Genomic DNA, 20337 nt, shown 5'->3' with positions numbered 1-20337 from the left:
CTGGTCCCCGTGCCATAGTTCCAGAGGTCCCAGAGCAAGAAGGTCCATATCGCCCCCCGATGGGTGCGCCACTTCCTGCCGCCACCGGCAGCGTCCGCACGTCTGTGCGGAACAGTCCACTGTTCCCTGAGCCACCGGCCCGGACCAGAGCGCACAGGGGGCGTGAGCGGGGCGCATGGCGCAGCGCTGTTCCGCCTACAGCTGGAACACAGGATTCCTGCAAGCCACCCGTCCACCTCCGTGGGCAGACGCTTCCCCGGGCCGCCGTCAGCCGCGGCCCACGCGGACCCACCGGTCCGCGGCGACGGAAACGGGGACTGATCAGATGAGCCTGACCATGCCGGACGCGCACCGGACCCTTGTACCGGTACGCCTCGACGTCGAACGCTGGGCCACCCGGCGGACCCGCAGGAAGATCCTGGCCGTGGTGCACACCGTCACGGCGGGGCAGCGGCTGCTCGAAGCCGTGCGGCTGCTGGAGGGCGACGCACGGGTGCAGGTGTTCTTCACCCAGGCGCCCGATGTGTTCAGCCACGGGGTGGACCACTTCCTGGAACAGCTGGGCGGCCTGGTCCTGCCCTGGCACCAGGTGGTCCAGATGCCCTTCGACCTGGCGCTGGCGGCCGCCCACGGCGGACTCCAGGAACTGCACGCCCCGGTGATCGTGCTGCCGCACGGCGCCGGGCACAACAAGCTGCTCCCCGCCGGGCAGCGCGGCCGCCGGGTCACCGGGCGCGGGATCTACGGACTCGGCCGGCAATGGCTCGTCCAGGACGGCCGGGTGGTGCCCGAATCGATCGTGCTCGCCCACCACGAGGACCTGACCCGCCTCGGCCGCGAGTGCCCCGAGGCACTGCCCGCCGCCGAGGTGGTGGGCGACCCCTGCTTCGACCGGATCACCGCGAGCCTGCCGCAACGGGCCCTCTACCGCGACGCGTTGGGGGTCGGAGCGCGGCAGCAACTGGTGACGGTCTGCTCCACCTGGGGGCCGGGCTCCTTGCTGGGCCAGCAGTGGGAGCTGCTGGAACGGCTGGTCGACGAGCTTCCCCGGGAGGACTTCCGGGTCGCGCTCCTGCTCCACCCGCACGTCTGGAACGCCCACGGCGAATGGCAGATCCGCAGCTGGCTCGCGGGGCTCGTACGCTCCGGACTCCTGGTGATCAGCCAGCACGCCGACTGGGTGGGGGTGCTGGTCGCCGCCGACCACATCGTGGGGGACCACGGCTCCGTCTCGCTGTACGGGGCGATGACCGGGGTCCCGGTCCTCATGGGCAACGTCCCCGACGGCGACCTGGACCCCGGCTCGCCCGCCGCCGAACTGGCCTCCTTCGCCCCGCGGCTGCACGCCGGCCGCCCGCTTGACCGCCAGCTCGCCCGCGCCGCCGCGGCCCACCGCACGGAGCGGTACGAGCAGGTGGTGGCCCGGATCACCTCGGAGCCGGGGCGGTTCGCCGTCCGGATGCGGGCCCTGATCTACCGCAAGCTCCGGCTGCGCGCCCCGGCCGCCCGGCCGCGCACGGACCACGCGCCGCTGCCGGTGACGGTGCGCCACGACGAACGGGGAACCGCCCGATGACCGCGACGACCGTACGGCTCACCGAGGACGTCCCGCAGCGCGGGGTCCGCCGGGCCGGAGCCGCCCTGCTGCACCCGGACCGCCCGCTGCGGGTCGTCGACGAGCACCTGCGCGTCCGGCTCTCGGCCGCGCACCCGATGCCGCTGCTGGCGGACGCCCTGGTGGCGGAGCTCCCGCCGGGGGCGCTCCGGTCAGGTGCGCTACGGGCCGACGCGCTCCGGTCCGGGGAGGTGCTGCCCGGAGCGCTTCCGTCCGGGGAGCTTCCCCCGTACGAGGACCCCGCCCGGTACGCCGCCGAGCTCGCCGACTGCCACCCCGGCGCCCTGGTGGTGGCCGTGTACCGGGGCCCCCGCTGCTGGCTGCGGCTCGGCGGCCGGCCACGGCTGCTGGTCCATGAGCCGGGGTGGCCGGTGCAGCCCTGGGCGGTCTGGGCCTCGGTCGCGCACGTCTGGCTGGTGGCGGGCCTGGACCCGGCCGCGTTCGACCCGGCCGCCGTACGGGTCGTCAGGACCGTACGCGGCTACGCGCCGGCCCCGCCCCGCTCGTCACCACCCCGGTCGTGCCCGGACGGAGCGGGCCCCGGGAGCACGGGCGGCGGCGAGCCCTCCGCTTCCGGCAGCTCCTGCGACTCCTGCGGCTCCTGCGGCTCCGGCGGCTCCGGCGGCTCCGGCCGATCCAGCGCACCGAGCCGGGCCTCCGCCTCGACCGCCTCCGCCGACCGCGACCGGCCGACGGAGGAGTACAGGGACAGCGCCTCCCGGTAGTACAGCCGGGCCTGCCGCGGCTGCCCGCGCCGCTCGGAGAGCCGAGCCAGGCCTCCGAGCACGCGGGCCGCCTCGAACCCGGCCGCCTCCGCCCGTAACGCGGCCAGCGCCGCCGACAGCTCCGCGTCCGCCCGGTCGAGCCGGCCCAGACCCACACAGGCCCGCCCGGTCAGACCGGCGGCCCGCGCGGCGTTGTACGTGTCGCCGGCCGCCTCCAGAGTGATGCGGGCGGCTTCGGCGTCGACGACGGCGTCCTCGTACCGCCCCTCGGACAGAGCGACATCGGCCAGATTGAACCGGGCCAGCGCACCGGCCCGGAGATCACCGAGGGCGGGCAGCTCGGCGGCCGCGCGCGCGAAGAACTCGGCCGCGCGGTCCAGACGCCCGAGCCGCTGATGGGCCAGCCCCCGGTAGTTCAGCGTCCGGGCGTGCCCGAGGGCGTCGCCGCGCTCCAGGAAGGCGGCAGCGGCCCGCTCGAACATGGCCAGCCCCTCGGCGTGGTCGCCCGTGGCGAGCATTCCCAGCGCGCCGGAGGTCAGCATCCGGCAGGCGGCCTCACCGTTCCCCGCCTCCTCGGCGGCCGACAGGCCCTCCTGGTGCGCCTCGGTCCACTCCCGGTACAGCTTGCGACGCGGGAACAGCGGCCACATCGCGTCGGTGAGCTGCCAGGCCAGCTCCGGGGCGCCCAGCGGGCGCGCGAGCCGGACCACCGCCATCAGGTTGGGCAGCTCCCGCTCCAGCCAGTCCAGCGCCGCCTCCGCCTCCGTCCGCCCGTCGACGGGACCGAAGTCCTCCTCCGCCACGGATCCCGGTCCGACGTCCCGCCCGGAGCCCTCGGCGCTCCGCCCGAAGTCCCGCTCCAGGGCGGTGCGTCCGGGCTCGACGATCTCCTCGGCCCGGCCGGTGTTGGCGAGATAGTGGTGGCCGATGCGGAACAGTGCGGCGGTCCGCTCGTCGGCGCTCTCGTCCTGCGCGGCCCGTGCGGCGGCGTGCAGCCGCACCAGATCGTGGAACCGGTAGCGCTCGCCGCCCGACGCCTCGGCGACATCGACGAGCAGATTCGCGTCGTGCAGGGCGTCGAGCGCCTCGGCCGGGTCCCGGCCCAGCAGCGTCCACGCCACCGGGGCGCCGAACTCGCGGCCCGGGTGGAGCCCGAGCAGCCGGTAGAGCCGGGCCGCCGTGGGCGGCAGGCCCTGGTAGGAGAGGTCCAGCGCCGCCCGTACGTCGTGGTCGCCCTCTATGGCCAGCGCCTCCAGCCGCTCGTGCTCCTCGGACAGGGCCCGGACCATCGCGGTGATGCCCTGCCGGGGGCGGGCCGCCAGCCGTGCCCCGGCGATACGCACCGCGAGCGGCAGCCCCGCGCAGAGCAGGACGAGGGCCCGCGCCTCCTCCGGCTGGGCGGCGACCCGGCCGTCGGCGAGGGTCGCGTCGAGCAGTTCGACCGCCGCCTCGGTGGAGAGGGGCTCCAGATGGATCACATGGCCCCCGTCGAGGCTCAGCCCCGGCATCCGGCGGCGGCTGGTCACCGCCGTCACACACCGCCCCGCCGGCAACAGGGGCCGCACCTGGGCCGCGGTCGCCGCGTCGTCCAGCAGCACCACGAGCCGTCGGTCGGCCGTCAACGACCGGTAGAGCGCGACCCGTTCGCCCAACGCCTGCGGCACCTGACCGGTGGGTACGCCCAGCGCCCGCAGGAACCGTCCCACCACCTCGCCCGGGTCGGCGGGACCGTCCGGGGCCTGCGCGCCCAGATCGGCGTACAGCTGACCGCCGGGGAAGTGCGGGCGCAGATGGTGCAGCCAGGCCAGCGCGACCGCGGTCTTCCCCACCCCGCCGAGACCGCTCACCGCCGCCAGCGTGGGATGCCCGTCCTCCGTGGCCCGGCAGCGGTGCACCTCCAGGGCGCGGAGCTCGTCCGTACGGTCGGTGATCCGGACCGAGGGCGGTAACTGCCAGGGCGGCGGCACCTCCTCCCGCGCCGCGGGCCCCGCCACATGGATGCCGCCGTGCACGCTTCCCGCCTGCACCACGAAGCCGTGCACCGTACCGCTCAGGTCGTTGTCGTTCTCGCTGTGCTCGTGCCCCCGCATGCGCGTCCCCTCCGGACAGCCGAGTACCAGCTTCCGCAGACATCCTTTCCGTACAGGCGGTCGATACCCGGGCCCACGGCGAGCGGCTGCGGCTGGTGGCCGAATCCTCCATCGGATCGCGGAACTTGGCATATGCCATAGGTATGAGCAACCCGTACGAGTGACCGTACGCATGACGCACACCGCCCCCGCCTTTTCACAGGTTCTCCGCCCTCCGCACCATGCGCTGTGGCACCGTTGGTCAACTGATGGCTCGGGTGTTCGGGCGTCCGCGTAGGGGGACTTTCATGCGTTTTCGCACTGTCGCGGCCTCGGCCGCACTCGTCCTGTGCGCCACGGCGGGCGTGGCGGCCTGCTCGTCCGCGTCGGATACCGCCGACGCCGATCGGCCCGCCCGCCCCGGCGCCCCGGCTTCCGTGGAAGGCCTGACGGAGAACATCGAGACGGGCAAGCGCCGGGCGGGCCCGCCCGAGACGGGCGGCCAGGAGGCGACCGGCCCCGCGAAGTGCGCGACGTCCGCCGCCGAGATCCCGGCGGAGTGCGCCGTCGACGTCACGTTCTCCGAGATCACCGAGGGAGAGCGGGCCGCGGAGCCTCCCGTGCGGTGAACGCGTTACGAGAAAGGGGCGGGCACACAGCGTGTGCCCGCCCCTTCGCCGTGCCCGCGGCGTGAGTACCAGAGGGCCCCACCCGCACCATGAACCCCTCACGTCACAGAAGCCCCTTCCATCCGTCACAGCGATCTCTTAGTCTCACACCCTGTTCACATTTGATAATTGATGATCTCGCCACAGAGGTCAGGCGCGGGGGTAGTGAAGCATGCGTGAAAACTGGCGCTCGAAGTTGAGTGTTCTCGTCGGTGCGTCGGCGCTTGCGCTCTCGGCCGTCACCGCGACGCCGGCGCTGGCCGACGACGCCCCGGAGACCCCCGTGGAAATCCAGCTGCCCGCGGACGTGAAGATCGTCGAAGGCGTCGCCCCGGCGCCCGGCACGGAGGTGCCCTTCCCGGTGGACGAGGCGGAGAAGGCGGGAGCGTCGGCCGCGCCGGCAGCCGCCAAGGCCGCCCCACCGTCGAACACCTGCCTGGGTTCGACCGCCGCCTACGGCTCCACCGGGTGCTTCCAGCACAACGGCGACATCGTCTGGGCGGGCGACACGAAGAAGGACGGCATGTCCGCGGCCGTCGGCGTCTACACCGACTACGGCCGCGCCGAGGAGGTCTGCGTCAACAAGCTCGGCGTGAACACCTGGGCGACCTGCAACAAGGACTACCGCGAGACCGGGAACGTACGCCTCCGCGTCCTGCGCTACGACGGCGACACCGGCAAGTTCTACCAGCCCGAGTCCTGGTCCGGCTGGATCCCGGTCGACGGCAAGTACTGACCGGCCCACCTCGGAGGGCGAGCCGGACCACGCTCCGCTCGCCCTCGTGAGGGTGAGCCACGCGCGCGACGCACACGAAAAAACCGGACCAGCCTCTGCTGGTCCGGTTCTTCAATCCGGAAGTGCCCCCGGCAGGATTCGAACCTGCGCACCCGGCTCCGGAGGCCGATGCTCTATCCCCTGAGCTACGGGGGCGTATCGCGGTGCTGCTCTGCGACGGGTGAAACACTACCAGCTCCTACGGGGTGTCCGTGAACAGGTATTCCGTCGTGGCTCCGCCTCCCTTCCTCCCGGTCGGGCGGGCCGTGGAAGCGGTGGCCACCCGTCCGGGGCGGAAGTGGACAAAACCCGGACGCCGCCCCTCCGGCCGACCTACTCTCGAAGGGTGTCAGGGGCGTACGGCCGCGTGCTTGTTGTCGACGACAACAAGGTCATCCGGCAGCTGATCAGGGTCAATCTCGAGCTGGAGGGCTTCGAGGTCGTGACCGCGGCCGACGGTGTCGAGTGCCTGGACCTGGTCGAGCGAGTCCGCCCCGACGCGATCACCCTCGACGTCGTGATGCCCCGGCTGGGCGGTCTGGAGACCGCCACCCGGCTGCGCTCCGACCCCCGCACCCGCCGTCTGCCCATCGCCGTCATCAGCGCCTGTACGCCTTACGAGGTCGACGCGGGTGTGGCGGCCGGGGTCGACGCGTTCCTGGCGAAGCCGTTCGAGCCGAGCGAGCTGGTGCGGATCATGCGCCGGCTGGTGACCGGGGAGGAAGGGCCCCCGGTGGACGGGCGGCGCGGTGCCGGGCGGGCGGGGAGCACCGCCGGCTGACCGGATGGCGAAACCGGGTCGCGAAGTGCCCCCCTCTCTCACCTACGCTTGACCCGTGACCCCCGCCGACCTCTCCCGGACCGTGCTGCACGCCGTGCGCCGCGCGGTCGACGAGGATGCGTTGCGCGCGCCCGTGCCCGCGCGCGTGCGGGTGGAGAGGACCCGGCCCGGCGGCAGCGGCGACTACGCCTGCGCCGTCGCCCTTCAGCTCGCCGGGCCCGCCGCGCTGCCCGCCCTGGAGGTCGCCCGCATCCTGCGCGAACGCGTCGCCGCCGAACCCGGCGTCGGGCGGGTCGAGATCACCGGGCCGGGGTTCCTGAGCTTCACCCTCGACGCCCCGGCCGAGAGCGACCGGGCCGTCCTCGACGCCGTACGGCGACAGGGCCTCGCGTACGGGCACGGGGACGCGCTCCGGGACGAGATCCTCCAGGTCCACCACGCGCGGGAGGTCCGCGCCGCCGTCACCGCCCATGCCGTGCGCCGGCTCCTCATCGCCCAGGGCGCCCGGGTCCGGGTCAGCTGCGCGGAGCCGTCCGACCCGTACTGGGCCCGCCTCGGCGTCACCGTCGACGCGCACGGGACGCCGCCCGTACCACTCACCGGGATCCGGCCCGTCCCCGCCGGGGCCACCGCGCGCGAGCTGCTGGACCGGCTCGGGCCCGACGCCACCCGCTGGGGGCTCCTGCGGCCGGCCGGGCACGACCGCGCAGCCCTCGGCCCCGAACTGCTCGTCCAGGGCGAGGCCAATCCGCTCTTCCGGGTCCGGTACGCCCACGCCAGGGCCCGCGCCCTCACCCGGGGGGCCGCCCTCCTCGGCTACACCTCCGAGCCCGCCGAGGACGTCCGGAGTGCCCCGTACGACCGCGCCGCCCGCCCCCTCCTCGACCTCATCGCCGACCACCCCGGTGTCCTGCTCGCCGGGGCCCGTCACCGCGCGCCCGACCGGGTCGCCCGGCAGCTGGAAGCCGTCGCGCACGCGTTCTTCGACTTCCACGACTCCTGCCCGCCCCTGCCCGTCGGTGACGAGAAACCCTCGGCCGCCCACCGTGCCCGGCTGGCTCTCGCCGAAGCCGCCGGAACGGTGCTGGCAGGCGGCCTGTCCCTGCTCGGCATCCGTGCGCCCGAACACCTCTGACGCGATCAGAAGCGACCCGAAAGAACCATCACGATGAGCCGCTCCGCACACCCCGCAGGACCCCGCCACGCCGACGTCCTCACCGAGGGCCACTACTCCGCGCCCGCCGCCGACCTCAACGTCCTGGACGAGAAGGTCTGGTCGCGTACCGTCACCCGCGACGCGGACGGCGCCCTCACCGTCGGCGGGATCACCGTCGCCCGGCTCGCGGAGGAGTTCGGCACCCCCGCCTACTTCCTCGACGAGAGCGACTTCCGGGCCCGCTGCCGCGCCTGGGCCGACGCCTTCGGGCCGGACGCCGATGTGTTCTACGCCGGGAAGGCCTTCCTCTCACGCGCCGTCGTGCGCTGGCTCAAGGAGGAGGGGCTGAACCTCGATGTGTGCTCCGGCGGAGAGCTGACCACCGCTCTCGACGCCGGTATGCCCGCCGAGCGCATCGCCTTCCACGGCAACAACAAGACCGTCGCCGAGATCGAGCGGGCCGTCGAGGCGGGCGTCGGGCGGATCGTGCTCGACTCCTTCCAGGAGATCGTCCGCGTCGCCCACATCGCCCAGCGGCACGGGGTGCGCCAGCGGGTGCAGATCCGGGTCACCGTCGGCGTCGAGGCCCACACCCACGAGTTCATCGCCACCGCGCACGAGGACCAGAAGTTCGGCATCGCGCTCGCCGACGGGCAGGCCGCCGAGGCGGTGCGCCGTGCGCTCGCCCTCGACGGGCTCGAACTCATCGGCGTCCACTCGCACATCGGCTCGCAGATCTTCGACATGGCCGGCTTCGAGGTCTCCGCCCGGCGCGTGGTCCAGCTGCTCGCCGAGATCCGCGACGAGCACGGCGTCGAGCTGCCCGAGATCGACCTCGGCGGCGGCCTCGGCATCGCGTACACCTCCGAGGACGACCCCCGCGAGCCGCACGAGATCGCCAAGGCGCTCAGCGACATCGTCACCCGCGAGTGCGAGTCGGCGAAGCTGCGCACTCCCCGGATCTCCGTCGAGCCGGGGCGCGCCATCGTCGGACCCACCGCGTTCACGCTGTACGAGGTCGGCACGATCAAGCCCCTGGAGGGGCTGCGGACGTACGTCAGCGTCGACGGCGGCATGTCGGACAACATCCGCACCGCGCTGTACGACGCCGAGTACAGCGTCGCGCTGGTCTCGCGGACCTCGGACGCCGAACCGATGCTGGTCCGGGTCGTCGGCAAGCACTGCGAGAGCGGTGACATCGTGGTCAAGGACGCGTTCCTGCCCGCCGACCTGGCCCCCGGCGATCTGATCGCCGTCCCCGCCACCGGCGCGTACTGCCGTTCCATGGCGAGCAACTACAACCACGCGCTGCGGCCGCCGGTCGTCGCGGTCCGCGACGGAGAGGCACGCGTCATCGTCCGGCGCGAGACGGAGGAAGATCTCCTGCGTCTCGATGTCGGCTGATGAAATAGTCATCTCAGGATCCGGACGGGGGTCAGAAACTCCCGTCCGGTGAGTGAGACTGGTCCGGAGAATCCAGGTATGAGAAACGAGGTCGGATGATGCGTACGCGTCCGCTGAAGGTGGCGCTGCTGGGCTGTGGTGTGGTCGGCTCAGAGGTGGCGCGCATCATGACGACGCACGCCGACGACCTCGCGGCGCGCATCGGCGCGCCCGTCGAGCTCGCCGGCGTGGCCGTCCGCCGGCCCTCGAAGGTGCGTGAGGGCATCGACCCCGCACTGATCACCACCGACGCGACCGCGCTCGTGCAGCGCGGCGACATCGACGTCGTCATCGAGGTCATCGGGGGCATCGAGCCGGCCCGCGCGCTCATCACCACCGCTTTCGAGAACGGCGCCAGCGTCGTCTCCGCCAACAAGGCGCTGCTCGCCGAGGACGGCGCGGCCCTGCACGCCGCCGCCGAGAAGTACGGCCGCGATCTGTACTACGAGGCCGCCGTCGCCGGGGCCATTCCGCTGGTGCGGCCGCTGCGCGAGTCGCTCGCGGGCGACAAGGTCAACCGGGTGCTCGGCATCGTCAACGGCACGACCAACTTCATCCTCGACAAGATGGACACCAGCGGCGCCGGCTACTCCGAGGCGCTAGACGAGGCCACCGCCCTCGGGTACGCCGAGGCCGACCCGACCGCCGACGTCGAGGGCTTCGACGCCGCCGCGAAGGCCGCGATCCTCGCCGGGATCGCCTTCCACACCCGGGTGAAGATCGGCGACGTCCACCGCGAGGGCATCACCGAGGTCACCGCGGCCGACATCGCCTCCGCCCGCCGCATGGGCTGCACCGTCAAGCTGCTGGCCATCTGCGAGCGCGCCGCCGACGGGCAGTCCGTCACCGCCCGCGTCCACCCCGCGATGATCCCGCTCAGCCACCCGCTGGCCTCGGTCCGCGAGGCGTACAACGCGGTGTTCATCGAGGCCGACGCCGCGGGGCAGCTGATGTTCTACGGGCCCGGCGCCGGCGGCTCGCCGACCGCCTCCGCGGTCCTCGGCGACCTCGTAGCGGTCTGCCGCAACAAACTGGGCGAGGCCACCGGACCCGGTGAGTCCGCCTACACCCGCCTGCCGGTCAGCCCCATGGGCGAGGTCGTCACGCGGTACCACATCAGCCTCGACGTGGCCGACAAGCCGGGCGTCCTCGCCCAGGTCGCGACGGTCTTCGCCGAGCAGGGCGTATCGATCGATACCGTCCGCCAGCAAGGACGTCCAGATGGAGGCGGCGAGGCATCGCTCGTCGTCGTCACCCACCGCGCGCCCGACGCCGCCCTCTCCGGGACCGTCGAAGCGCTGCGCAAGCTCGACACCGTGCGCGGTGTCGCCAGCATCATGCGTGTTGAAGGGGAGTAAAGGACCCATGACCAGCAAGGGCACCCACCAGTGGCGCGGCATCATCGAGGAGTACCGGGACCGGCTTCCGGTCACGTCGACGACGCCGGTCGTCACACTTCGTGAGGGCGGTACGCCGCTCGTTCCGGCGCAGGTCCTCTCCGAGCGCACGGGCTGCGAGGTGCACCTCAAGGTCGAGGGCGCCAACCCCACCGGTTCGTTCAAGGACCGCGGTATGACCATGGCCATCACCCGGGCCAAGGAGGAGGGCGCGAAGGCCGTCATCTGCGCCTCCACCGGCAACACCTCGGCCTCCGCCGCGGCGTACGCGGTGCGCGCGGGCATGGTCTGCGCCGTCCTCGTACCGCAGGGCAAGATCGCGCTCGGCAAGATGGGCCAGGCGCTCGTGCACGGCGCCAAGATCCTCCAGGTCGACGGCAACTTCGACGACTGCCTGACCCTGGCCCGCTCGCTCTCGGACAACTACCCGGTGGCGCTGGTCAATTCGGTCAACCCGGTCCGCATCGAGGGCCAGAAGACCGCCGCCTTCGAGATCGTCGACGCGCTCGGCGACGCCCCCGACATCCACGTCCTGCCGGTCGGCAACGCGGGCAACATCACCGCGTACTGGAAGGGGTACACCGAGTACGCCGGTGACGGTGTCTCGACCCGCTCCCCGCGCATGTGGGGCTTCCAGGCCTCCGGCTCCGCGCCCATCGTGCGCGGCGAGGTCGTCAAGGACCCGTCCACCATCGCCACCGCGATCCGCATCGGCAACCCGGCCTCCTGGAACTACGCCCTCGCCGCACGCGACGAGTCGGGCGGCTTCATCGACGAGGTGACGGACCGGCAGATCCTGTCCGCGTACCGGCTGTTGGCCTCCCAGGAGGGCGTCTTCGTGGAGCCCGCGTCGGCCGCGTCCGTCGCCGGTCTGCTCAAGGCCGCCGAGGAGGGCAAGGTCGACCCGGGCCAGCGCATCGTCTGCACGGTCACCGGCAACGGCCTCAAGGACCCCGACTGGGCCGTCGCGGGCGCACCGCAGCCGGTCACGGTCCCGGTCGACGCGGCCACCGCCGCCGAGAAGCTCGGACTCGTCTGATCCGGTCCTCGGTCGAACGCGGCGGGCGTCGCGTTTGGCCGAGGGCAACCGCGACAACCCGGCCCAACCAGCCCTTTACCGGGGCGGAGAGCGCATGGGAGGCGGGCGACACGCATCGTGCGCCTCCTGTGCGCCCTATGTCGCCACAGAACCTTCCTTCGATAAGCTGTACCCCATCCGCCCGGCATCCGCCCGCCGGACCGCCACGCCTGCGGTCCCCGTCGTGGCCGTCGGGCCGGTCACCGGATTCCCGCACCGTTTCGGAGCCCTCCGCACAGCCGCGACCCCCGCTGTACGCACCCGCCCATATCCCCGTCTTCAACGCCCCGCCGCCGCAGAGCCACCCGCACTGCATCCCCGCCGCCTTACAAGGAGTGGTCCGACCGATGGCCGGTCCCGCGTTCCGAGCCGCCGCCGTCAGGGTGCGCGTCCCTGCAACCAGCGCCAACCTGGGCCCGGGGTTCGACTCCCTGGGTCTCTCGCTGGGGCTGTACGACGACGTCGTCGTCCGGGTCGCCGACTCCGGGCTGCACATCGACATCGCAGGTGAGGGCAGCCGGACGCTGCCCCGCGACGAGAGCCACCTGCTCGTGCGCTCCCTGCGCACCGCGTTCGACCTGCTCGGCGGGCAGCCCCGCGGGCTGGAGATCGTCTGCGCCAACCGCATCCCGCACGGCCGCGGCCTCGGCTCCTCCTCCGCCGCCATCTGCGCCGGAATCGTCGCCGCCCGCGCTGTGACGACCGGCGGCGACGCCCGCCTCGACGACGCGGCCCTGCTGGAGCTGGCGACCGAGATCGAGGGGCACCCCGACAACGTCGCGGCCTGTCTGCTCGGCGGATTCACGCTCGCCTGGATGGACGGCGGCGCGGCCCGGGCGATCAGGATGGACCCCGCCGACTCCGTCGTCCCGGTGGTCTTCGTACCCGGGCGCCCGGTGCTCACCGAGACGGCGCGCGGCCTGCTCCCGCGCACCGTCCCGCACGTCGACGCGGCGCTCAACGCCGGCCGGGCGGCCCTGCTCGTCGAGGCCCTGACCCGCCGCCCGGAACTGCTGCTCGCCGCCACCGAGGACCGGATCCACCAGGAATACCGGGGCCCGGCCATGCCGGAGAGCGTGGAACTGGTCAACCGCCTGCGCGCCGACGGTGTGCCCGCGGTCATCTCCGGTGCGGGGCCCACGGTCCTCGCGCTGACGGAGGAGGGATCGGCCGACAAGGTCGCCCGACTGGCGGGGGAGGGCTGGGCGGCGAACCGGCTGGCCCTCGACGCGACGGGCGCCAGTGTGCTGCCGCTGGCCGCGTAACCGCATGTGATTACCGGTGAGCGAGAGGGGGAATGTTTGTTGGAGCCGGTAGTGTTAACCTCAAGTCTGCAACCGACGTCTTTGAGGCGCGTTGCTTCGTGTCCCCCTCCGGGACCGCCATTCTTCCGGGAGCCTCCCCAACTGCCTGAGCAGCCTGCCTGAGCAGTTTCGAGCACGCTCCGGAACCGGCACGACACCCCTCGCTCGTCCAGGAGTGGGCCGAGCAGGGGGATCTCGCGCCGGACCCCGCACGTTCATCTCTCCGCCGTACCCGGCGGACCACCGCCCCGGCAAGGTCCGCGATCCAGCAAGATCAACAGACCGCAGTCGGACAGCACAACCGGTCGCCGAGCCAGAAGGCCGACGTCCGCTCCAGGGAAGGACCCTTCGTGAGCGACACCACCGATCTGATGGGCGTGACTGCCGACAAGAACGTCGACAGCGCCGCGCCCGCCGAAGGTGCTGCCACTGGCACCACCGCACGGCGCCGCCGCTCCGGCACCGGCCTCGAGGGCATGGTCCTGGCCGAGCTGCAGCAGGTCGCGTCCGGCCTCGGCATCAGGGGCACTGCGCGGATGCGCAAGAGCCAGCTGATCGAGGTCATCAAGGAGGCGCAGGCGGGTGGCGGATCCGCCGCCCCCAAGACCTCCTCCAAGGCCGCGGCGGCCCCCGCCGAGGCGGAGAGCAAGCCGAAGCGCCGCGCGACCTCCAAGGCGCGCACCGGGGACGAGGGCGCCGCTGCCGCCGAGAAGGACACGGCCCAGCAGCAGATCGACATCCCCGGTCAGCCGGCCAGCGACGACCAGCCCGCGGGCGAGCGTCGTCGCCGCCGTGCCACCGCGCAGGCGGGCAGCCCCGACACCAAGACCGAGGTCAAGGCGAAGGCGGAGCCCCAGGCGGAGCAGAAGACCGAGGAGCGCGCCGAGCCGAAGGGCGACGCCAAGGCCGAGGCCGCCACCGACACGGCCGAGGGCCGTCGTGGCGACCGTCGCGACCGCGGTGAGCGGGGCGAGCGCGGTGAGCGCGGCGACCGCCGCGAGCGTCAGCGCGACCGCCGGGGCAAGGGCGACGACCAGGGCCAGCAGGGCGGCGGCGGGCAGCGCCCGCAGCGCCAGGGCCAGGGCCAGCAGAACCGTGACAACGGTCCGCAGGACGACTTCGACGACGAGGCGGGCGGCCGTCGCGGCCGTCGCGGACGCTACCGCGACCGCCGGGGCCGTCGCGGACGCGACGACTTCGCCAGCGATGTGCAGGTGGCCGACGACGACGTCCTGATCCCCGTCGCGGGCATCCTGGACATCCTCGACAACTACGCGTTCATCCGGACCTCCGGCTACCTGCCGGGCCCGAACGACGTGTACGTCTCGCTCGCCCAGGTCCGCAAGAACGGCCTGCGCAAGGGCGACCACGTCACCGGCGCGGTGCGTCAGCCCAAGGACGGCGAGCGGCGCGAGAAGTTCAACGCGCTGGTCCGCCTCGACTCGGTCAACGGCATGGCCCCCGAGTCCGGCCGCGGCCGCCCGGAGTTCCAGAAGCTGACCCCGCTCTACCCGCAGGACCGGCTCCGTCTGGAGACCGACTCCAACATCCTGACGACGCGGATCATCGACCTGGTGGCCCCGATCGGCAAGGGCCAGCGCGGGCTCATCGTGGCCCCGCCGAAGACCGGCAAGACCATGATCCTGCAGGCCATCGCCAACGCGATCACGGTCAACAGCCCCGAGTGCCACCTGATGGTCGTCCTGGTCGACGAGCGTCCGGAAGAGGTCACCGACATGCAGCGGTCGGTGAAGGGCGAGGTCATCTCCTCGACCTTCGACCGTCCCGCCGAGGACCACACCACCGTCGCCGAGCTGGCCATCGAGCGCGCCAAGCGCCTCGTCGAGCTGGGGCACGACGTGGTCGTCCTGCTCGACTCGATCACCCGCCTGGGCCGCGCGTACAACCTCGCGGCACCGGCCTCCGGCCGCATCCTCTCCGGTGGTGTCGACTCGACCGCGCTGTACCCCCCGAAGCGCTTCTTCGGCGCCGCGCGCAACATCGAGGACGGCGGCTCGCTGACCATCCTGGCCACCGCGCTCGTCGAGACCGGCTCGCGCATGGACGAGGTGATCTTCGAGGAGTTCAAGGGCACCGGCAACATGGAGCTCAAGCTCGACCGGAAGCTCTCGGACAAGCGCATCTTCCCGGCGGTGGACGTCGACGCGTCCTCCACCCGTAAGGAAGAGATCCTGCTCGGCACCGACGAGCTGGCGGTCGTCTGGAAGCTGCGCCGGGTGCTGCACGCGCTCGACCAGCAGCAGGCGATCGAGCTTCTCCTGGACCGGATGAAGAAGACCCAGTCCAACGCGGAGTTCCTGCTCCAGATCCAGAAGACGACGCCGGGCAGCGGAAACGGCAACGACTGACGTATCTCCAGCGGTATCCGCGAGCGCCCCTGTTACTTCGGTGACGGGGGCGCTTCCGCGTTATAGCATCAGCAGCAGTTGGTGGGGGGGAACGTATTTTCTAATACGCCCACTGTGTCGATTACCGGTGGGGAGAACTCTCTCCTTCTTTTGTGCACCTACGCGGTCCGTCGCTGTGACGCGCCGTGTCGATCGAGGGGAGTCCTGTGACATCTGGCAGACGGAGGGGTTTCATCACCCTCCCCGTGGCAGCTGCCGTGTTCGCTCTGGGGGCAGGGGCACTCGCCGCCGCTCCGGCGCAGGCCGCGGACACCGTTCCGCTTCCGGGCAAGCAGAGCACCCAGAAGCGGACCGACGTTCCGCAGGCCGAACTGCTCGACACCATCAAGGGGTCGGCCGCCACGCTGGAAGAGGGCGCCTCCGGTGCGCCCGAGCGGCCGGCCGAGGGCCGCACGGAGTCCGCGCCGCCCGCGCCCGGGCGCACGGCGGACCCGAAGATCATCGGAGGCGTGGAAGCGCCGATCTCCGAGGCGCCGTGGATGGTGCAGCTGCACTACTACGACGACAAGGGCACCTCCGGCACGGCGGACGACGAGAGCTACTTCTGCGGAGGCACCCTCGTCGCCCCGGCCAAGGTCCTGACCGCCGCGCACTGCGTGGACGGACTGGACTGGAGTAAAAACGGAGCCGTCCTCGGCGGCACCGCCAAGCTGCCGGTCGGCAATGACCTCAACGGCGGCCAGGCCGTCGGCGTCTGGCGTCAGTGGGTCCACCCCGCGTACGACGACGCCGAGTTGAGCAGTGACATCGCCGTGCTGACGCTGGGGGCCGCGCTCCCGTACAAGACGCTTCAGCCGGCCGCCGGCGCCGAGACGGCGCTGTACAAGGCAGGCACCCGCGCCACGGTCTACGGCTGGGGCCGCACCAGCTCCACCAGCGACGAGATCTCGCCGACCCTGCGCAAGGCCACGGTGCCGATCAACGCCGACGCCACGTGCACGTCCTACTACGGCTCCGAGTTCGTGCCCGGGAAGATGACGTGCGCGGGAGACCCCGCCGTCGGCCAGGACGAGGGCACCGTATCGCCGTGCAACGGTGACTCGGGCGGTCCGCTCGTGGTCAACGGCCGTATCGCGGGCGTCGTTTCGTGGGGTGTGCGGGACTGCGTCGCCACCGGCGCGTACAGCGTCTACTCCAAGGTCAGCTCGTTCTTCGGGCAGATCAACCCCCGGGTGGACGACGCCAACCTGAACTTCGACACGACGGCGGACCTGTTCGCCCGGCAGTCGAAGGGCGAGGCGTTCGAGTACTACTCCAACGGCAAGGCGCTCGGCTCCCCGACGGCCCTCGGCAACTGGGGCGCGGCCAACCTGGTGCGTCAGGTCGACTGGGACCGCGACTTCTACCAGGACTACGTCTACCGCGTGGGCAACGACCTGTACTGGTTCTACTTCAACGGCACCGAGTGGGCCGAGAAGAAGATCGGCACGGGCTGGTCCTCGTTCAAGAACATCCTCTTCCCCGGTGACGTGACCGGGGACGGCAACCCCGACCTCGTCGGCATCGACAGCACCGGCACCCTGGTCACCTACCCGGGCAAGGGCGACGGCACCTTCGGGGCCAAGGCCGTGGCCGGCTCCGGCTGGGGTTCGCTGACGCTGTTCGGCAAGGGCGACTACAGCGGCGACGGCATCCCGGACCTGCTGGCCCGGGACGGTCAGGGCCAGCTGTGGCTCTACGCGGGCCGGCACAACGTCAACTCGCCGTTCGCCAACAAGGTCCTGGTCGGCACCGGCTGGAACTTCACGGCGTACATCGGCACCGGTGACAACACCGGTGACGGCAACGCCGACATCACCGTCCGTGACAGCGCGGGCGCGATGTGGTTCTACCCGAGCAGCGGCTCGGCGACCAAGCCCTTCGGGCCGAAGCTGAAGGCCGGGACGGGCTGGAACGGGTTCAACCTCTTCGGCTGACCCGAGACCTTGGCCACACCGGTGACGACCGGACAGCAGTCCGCACGATCGCTGCACCGCACACGAAACCCCAGGTGAGCGCCGCCTCACGGCCCGTTTGCCCGAATCGTCTGTGGCCCCCGTCCTCCGACGGGGGCCACAGACGCGTATGCAACCCTTCTTGGTGCTTCGGCCGTCCCTACAGGAGAGGCCGACCGCGCGTGGACCACCACGGCAGGGGGCAGACGGGCAACAGGAGTCACGAGGGAGACGTGTGAGCGAGCAGAGCAGGAGTACGGGCCGCATACGCGGTACCGGCAGCCGACGGAGGAAGCCCTCGGGACGGCACCGTGCCAAGGTCGTCGCGGCCTGGACGGTGGCGGGTGTCGTGGTCGTCGGCGGGGCCGGACTCGGATACGCGTACATGGCGCTCGACGGCAACCTCTCCAGCATCGACATCGACGCCAAGCTCGGCGCCGACCGTCCCGACGACGTGGACGACGGCTCCCAGGACATCCTGGTGCTGGGCTCCGACTCGCGCTCCGGCGACAACGGGAAGTACGGCGCCGACGAGGGCGCGGCCCGCTCCGACACGGCGATGGTCGTGCACGTCGACAAGGGCCACAAGACCGCGAGCGTCGTGTCGATACCGCGCGACACCCTGATAGAGCGCCCCGCCTGCACGAGCGACACGACGGACGAAACGGTTCCGGCCGAGCACCGGGCGATGTTCAACACCGCGTACGAGGTCGGCGGGCCGGCCTGTGCCGTGAAGACCGTCGAATCGATGTCCGGTATCCGCATGGACCACTACCTCGAGGTCGACTTCACCGGTTTCGAGAAGCTCATCGACGAGCTGGGCGGCGTGGAGATCACCACGAAGACCGCCATCAACGACTCCAAGAGCCACCTCGACCTGGAGCCGGGCACCCACACCCTGGACGGCGAGGAGTCCCTCGGGCTCGTCCGTACCCGCAAGAGCGTCGGCGACGGCAGCGACCTGGGGCGCATCCAGCTCCAACAGGCGTTCATCAAGGCGCTGATGGAGCAGGCGAAGAGCGTCGGGGTGTTCTCCAGCCCCAAGAAGCTCTACGGGCTCGCGGACGCCGCCACCAAGGCCGTCACCACCGATTCCGGACTGGGCTCGGTCAAGAAGCTCACCGGGTTCGCCAACGGCCTCAAGGGGCTCGGCGCGGACAACGTCCACATGGTGACCCTGCCCGTGGAGTACGACCCGGCCGACCCGAACCGGGTCCTGCCGCAGGAGAAGGCGGGCCGCCAGGTCTGGGCCGCCCTCAAGAACGACCGGCCGATCCCCGCCTCCGCCACCGAGAAGTCGGCCGGCGACAAGGGCGACGCCGCGAAGGTCGTCGAGTAGGACCCGCGCCGGTCACCCTCCGTGCGCGGAGAGTAGGGGAATACCTGCCTTCCGTCCCCGGTTTTGGGAGATACGGCCGGTCCTGGCAGACTGGTACGTCGGCCCCGGTTCACGGCCGCGCAATCCGCGCGGACGACCCGGCGCCCTCCCGAAACTAGGAGACACCTTGAAGCGCGACATCCACCCCGAGTACGTCGAGACGCAGGTCAGCTGCACCTGCGGTGCGTCGTTCACCACCCGGAGCACCATCGACTCCGGCGCCATCCGCGCCGACGTCTGCTCCGAGTGCCACCCGTTCTACACGGGCAAGCAGAAGATCCTCGACACCGGCGGCCGCGTGGCCCGCTTCGAGGCCCGCTTCGGCAAGGCTGCCGGCTCCGCCAGCAAGTAGCGAGCCACTGCGCCGGTTCCTGGCGCCCTCTTCCCGGGGGCGTCGGAACCGGCGTTTTTTCCGGTCGGGTGTGCGCGGGAGTCACCTCCGGACACCCCACCGGGCAGTACGCCATCCAGCAGGCCCGCAGACGTCATCAACAGGAGCCCCCGAATGTTCGAGGCGGTCGAGGAACTGATCGGTGAACACACCGGTCTCGAGAAGAAGCTCGCCGATCCGTCGGTCCACGCCGACCAGGCCAACGCGCGCAAGCTGAACAAGCGCTACGCGGAGCTGACCCCGATCGTCTCCACGTACCGGAGCTGGAAGCAGACCGGCGAGGACATCGAGACCGCGCGCGAGTTCGCCGCGGACGACCCCGACTTCGCCGCCGAGGTCAAGGACCTGGAGAAGCAGCGCGAGGAGCTCACCGAGAAGCTCCGCCTCCTCCTCGTCCCGCGCGACCCCAGCGACGACAAGGACGTGCTCCTGGAGATCAAGGCGGGCGCCGGCGGCGACGAGTCCGCCCTGTTCGCCGGCGACCTGCTGCGCATGTATCTGCGCTACGCCGAGCGCGTCGGCTGGAAGACCGAGATCATCGACTCCACCGAGTCCGAGCTCGGCGGCTACAAGGACGTCCAGGTCGCCGTGAAGACCAAGGGCGGCAACGGCGCCACCGAGCCCGGCCAGGGCGTCTGGGCCCGGATGAAGTACGAGGGCGGCGTGCACCGGGTGCAGCGCGTGCCCTCCACCGAGTCCCAGGGCCGTATCCACACCTCCGCCGCGGGCGTGCTCGTCACCCCCGAGGCCGAGGAGGTCGACGTCGAGATCCACGCCAACGATCTCCGTATCGACGTCTACCGCTCCTCAGGACCCGGCGGCCAGTCCGTCAACACGACCGACTCCGCCGTCCGCATCACCCACCTGCCGACCGGCGTCGTCGCCTCCTGCCAGAACGAGAAGAGCCAGCTCCAGAACAAGGAGCAGGCCATGCGCATCCTGCGCTCCCGGCTGCTGGCCGCCGCCCAGGAGGCCGCCGAGCAGGAGGCCTCCGACGTCCGCCGCAGCCAGGTGCGTACCGTCGACCGCTCCGAGAAGATCCGGACGTACAACTTCCCGGAAAACCGCATCTCGGACCACCGCGTCGGCTTCAAGGCGTACAACTTGGACCAGGTGCTCGACGGAGAGCTCGACGCCGTCATCCAGGCATGCGTCGACGCCGACTCCGCCGCCAAGCTCGCCAACGCGTAAGCG

Annotated in this window: 15 protein-coding genes and 1 tRNA gene; 14 read left to right on the top strand and 2 right to left on the bottom strand. The window is 71.7% G+C overall.

Features of this window, described 5'->3' with window-relative positions; all coding sequences use genetic code 11:
• Nucleotides 1-325: 325 nt before the first annotated feature.
• Nucleotides 326-1576, top strand: coding sequence for a hypothetical protein (locus tag G3I54_RS22200; RefSeq protein WP_164616626.1), 1251 nt, complete (start codon nt 326-328; stop codon nt 1574-1576).
• A gap of 520 nt (nt 1577-2096) precedes the next feature.
• On the opposite strand, the gene G3I54_RS22195 is transcribed toward G3I54_RS22200, so the two are convergent.
• Nucleotides 2097-4430 carry an NB-ARC domain-containing protein gene (locus G3I54_RS22195; RefSeq protein WP_164616625.1) on the bottom strand — a complete coding sequence of 778 codons (2334 nt, stop codon included), beginning with the start codon at nt 4428-4430 and terminating at the stop codon, nt 2097-2099.
• A gap of 287 nt (nt 4431-4717) precedes the next feature.
• Here G3I54_RS22195 and G3I54_RS22190 point away from each other — a divergent pair, with 287 nt between their 5' ends.
• Entirely contained in the window at nt 4718-5038 is a 321-nt protein-coding gene (locus G3I54_RS22190) for a hypothetical protein (protein ID WP_164616624.1), read from the top strand.
• A 211-nt stretch (nt 5039-5249) separates the two neighbouring features.
• Complete coding sequence (locus G3I54_RS22185; RefSeq protein ID WP_164616623.1) at nt 5250-5813, top strand: hypothetical protein; 564 nt, start codon at nt 5250-5252, stop codon at nt 5811-5813.
• 123 nt (nt 5814-5936) lie between these two features.
• On the opposite strand, the gene G3I54_RS22180 is transcribed toward G3I54_RS22185, so the two are convergent.
• Nucleotides 5937-6008 (bottom strand) — tRNA-Arg (locus G3I54_RS22180).
• A 211-nt stretch (nt 6009-6219) separates the two neighbouring features.
• On the opposite strand from G3I54_RS22180, the gene G3I54_RS22175 reads away from it, so the two are divergent.
• From G3I54_RS22175 to prfA, 11 genes are all read left to right on the top strand, one after another.
• Complete coding sequence (locus tag G3I54_RS22175; RefSeq protein ID WP_164616622.1) at nt 6220-6633, top strand: response regulator; 414 nt, start codon at nt 6220-6222, stop codon at nt 6631-6633.
• A gap of 55 nt (nt 6634-6688) precedes the next feature.
• Nucleotides 6689-7768, top strand: a complete 1080-nt coding sequence (gene nrtL, locus G3I54_RS22170) for an ArgS-related anticodon-binding protein NrtL (RefSeq protein ID WP_164616621.1) — start codon at nt 6689-6691, stop codon at nt 7766-7768.
• A 33-nt stretch (nt 7769-7801) separates the two neighbouring features.
• Nucleotides 7802-9193, top strand: coding sequence for a diaminopimelate decarboxylase (lysA, locus tag G3I54_RS22165; protein WP_164616620.1), 1392 nt, complete (start codon nt 7802-7804; stop codon nt 9191-9193).
• Nucleotides 9194-9288: 95 nt separating this feature from the next.
• Nucleotides 9289-10590: a homoserine dehydrogenase gene (locus G3I54_RS22160; protein ID WP_203686942.1), complete on the top strand. Its 1302-nt coding sequence runs from the start codon at nt 9289-9291 to the stop codon at nt 10588-10590.
• A gap of 7 nt (nt 10591-10597) precedes the next feature.
• Nucleotides 10598-11668: a threonine synthase gene (gene thrC, locus G3I54_RS22155; protein WP_164616619.1), complete on the top strand. Its 1071-nt coding sequence runs from the start codon at nt 10598-10600 to the stop codon at nt 11666-11668.
• Nucleotides 11669-12054: 386 nt separating this feature from the next.
• The gene (gene thrB / locus G3I54_RS22150) at nt 12055-12972 is read left to right on the top strand and encodes a homoserine kinase (protein WP_164616618.1); all 918 of its coding nucleotides are present in this window, start codon (nt 12055-12057) and stop codon (nt 12970-12972) included.
• 389 nt (nt 12973-13361) lie between these two features.
• Entirely contained in the window at nt 13362-15380 is a 2019-nt protein-coding gene (gene rho / locus G3I54_RS22145) for a transcription termination factor Rho (protein WP_164616617.1), read from the top strand.
• Nucleotides 15381-15625: 245 nt separating this feature from the next.
• Nucleotides 15626-17356 (top strand): trypsin-like serine protease, encoded by a 1731-nt coding sequence (locus G3I54_RS22140; RefSeq protein WP_343240388.1) that lies wholly within the window; start codon nt 15626-15628, stop codon nt 17354-17356.
• 253 nt (nt 17357-17609) lie between these two features.
• On the top strand, nt 17610-18713 hold the full coding sequence (locus G3I54_RS22135; RefSeq protein ID WP_164616616.1) for an LCP family protein: 1104 nt from the start codon (nt 17610-17612) through the stop codon (nt 18711-18713).
• A gap of 166 nt (nt 18714-18879) precedes the next feature.
• Nucleotides 18880-19104, top strand: coding sequence for a 50S ribosomal protein L31 (rpmE, locus tag G3I54_RS22130; protein ID WP_015611364.1), 225 nt, complete (start codon nt 18880-18882; stop codon nt 19102-19104).
• Between the two features lie 153 nt (nt 19105-19257).
• Nucleotides 19258-20334 (top strand): peptide chain release factor 1, encoded by a 1077-nt coding sequence (prfA, locus tag G3I54_RS22125; RefSeq protein ID WP_073802672.1) that lies wholly within the window; start codon nt 19258-19260, stop codon nt 20332-20334.
• Nucleotides 20335-20337: the final 3 nt, after the last annotated feature.

Origin of the sequence: Streptomyces sp. SID14515 (genome assembly GCF_010548505.1) — a bacterium.
Lineage (GTDB): Bacteria > Actinomycetota > Actinomycetes > Streptomycetales > Streptomycetaceae > Streptomyces > Streptomyces caviscabies.
Note: the sequence above shows the minus strand (reverse complement) of the source record. Positions and strands in the feature narration are given on the sequence as shown.

Coding starts and splice junctions, on each gene's coding strand:
- G3I54_RS22200 (WP_164616626.1), top strand. CDS start 326: ATGAGCCTGACCATGCCGGACGCGCACCGGACCCTTGTACCGGTACGC.
- G3I54_RS22195 (WP_164616625.1), bottom strand. CDS start 4,430: ATGCGGGGGCACGAGCACAGCGAGAACGACAACGACCTGAGCGGTACG.
- G3I54_RS22190 (WP_164616624.1), top strand. CDS start 4,718: ATGCGTTTTCGCACTGTCGCGGCCTCGGCCGCACTCGTCCTGTGCGCC.
- G3I54_RS22185 (WP_164616623.1), top strand. CDS start 5,250: ATGCGTGAAAACTGGCGCTCGAAGTTGAGTGTTCTCGTCGGTGCGTCG.
- lysA (WP_164616620.1), top strand. CDS start 7,802: ATGAGCCGCTCCGCACACCCCGCAGGACCCCGCCACGCCGACGTCCTC.
- G3I54_RS22160 (WP_203686942.1), top strand. CDS start 9,289: ATGATGCGTACGCGTCCGCTGAAGGTGGCGCTGCTGGGCTGTGGTGTG.
- thrC (WP_164616619.1), top strand. CDS start 10,598: ATGACCAGCAAGGGCACCCACCAGTGGCGCGGCATCATCGAGGAGTAC.
- thrB (WP_164616618.1), top strand. CDS start 12,055: ATGGCCGGTCCCGCGTTCCGAGCCGCCGCCGTCAGGGTGCGCGTCCCT.
- prfA (WP_073802672.1), top strand. CDS start 19,258: ATGTTCGAGGCGGTCGAGGAACTGATCGGTGAACACACCGGTCTCGAG.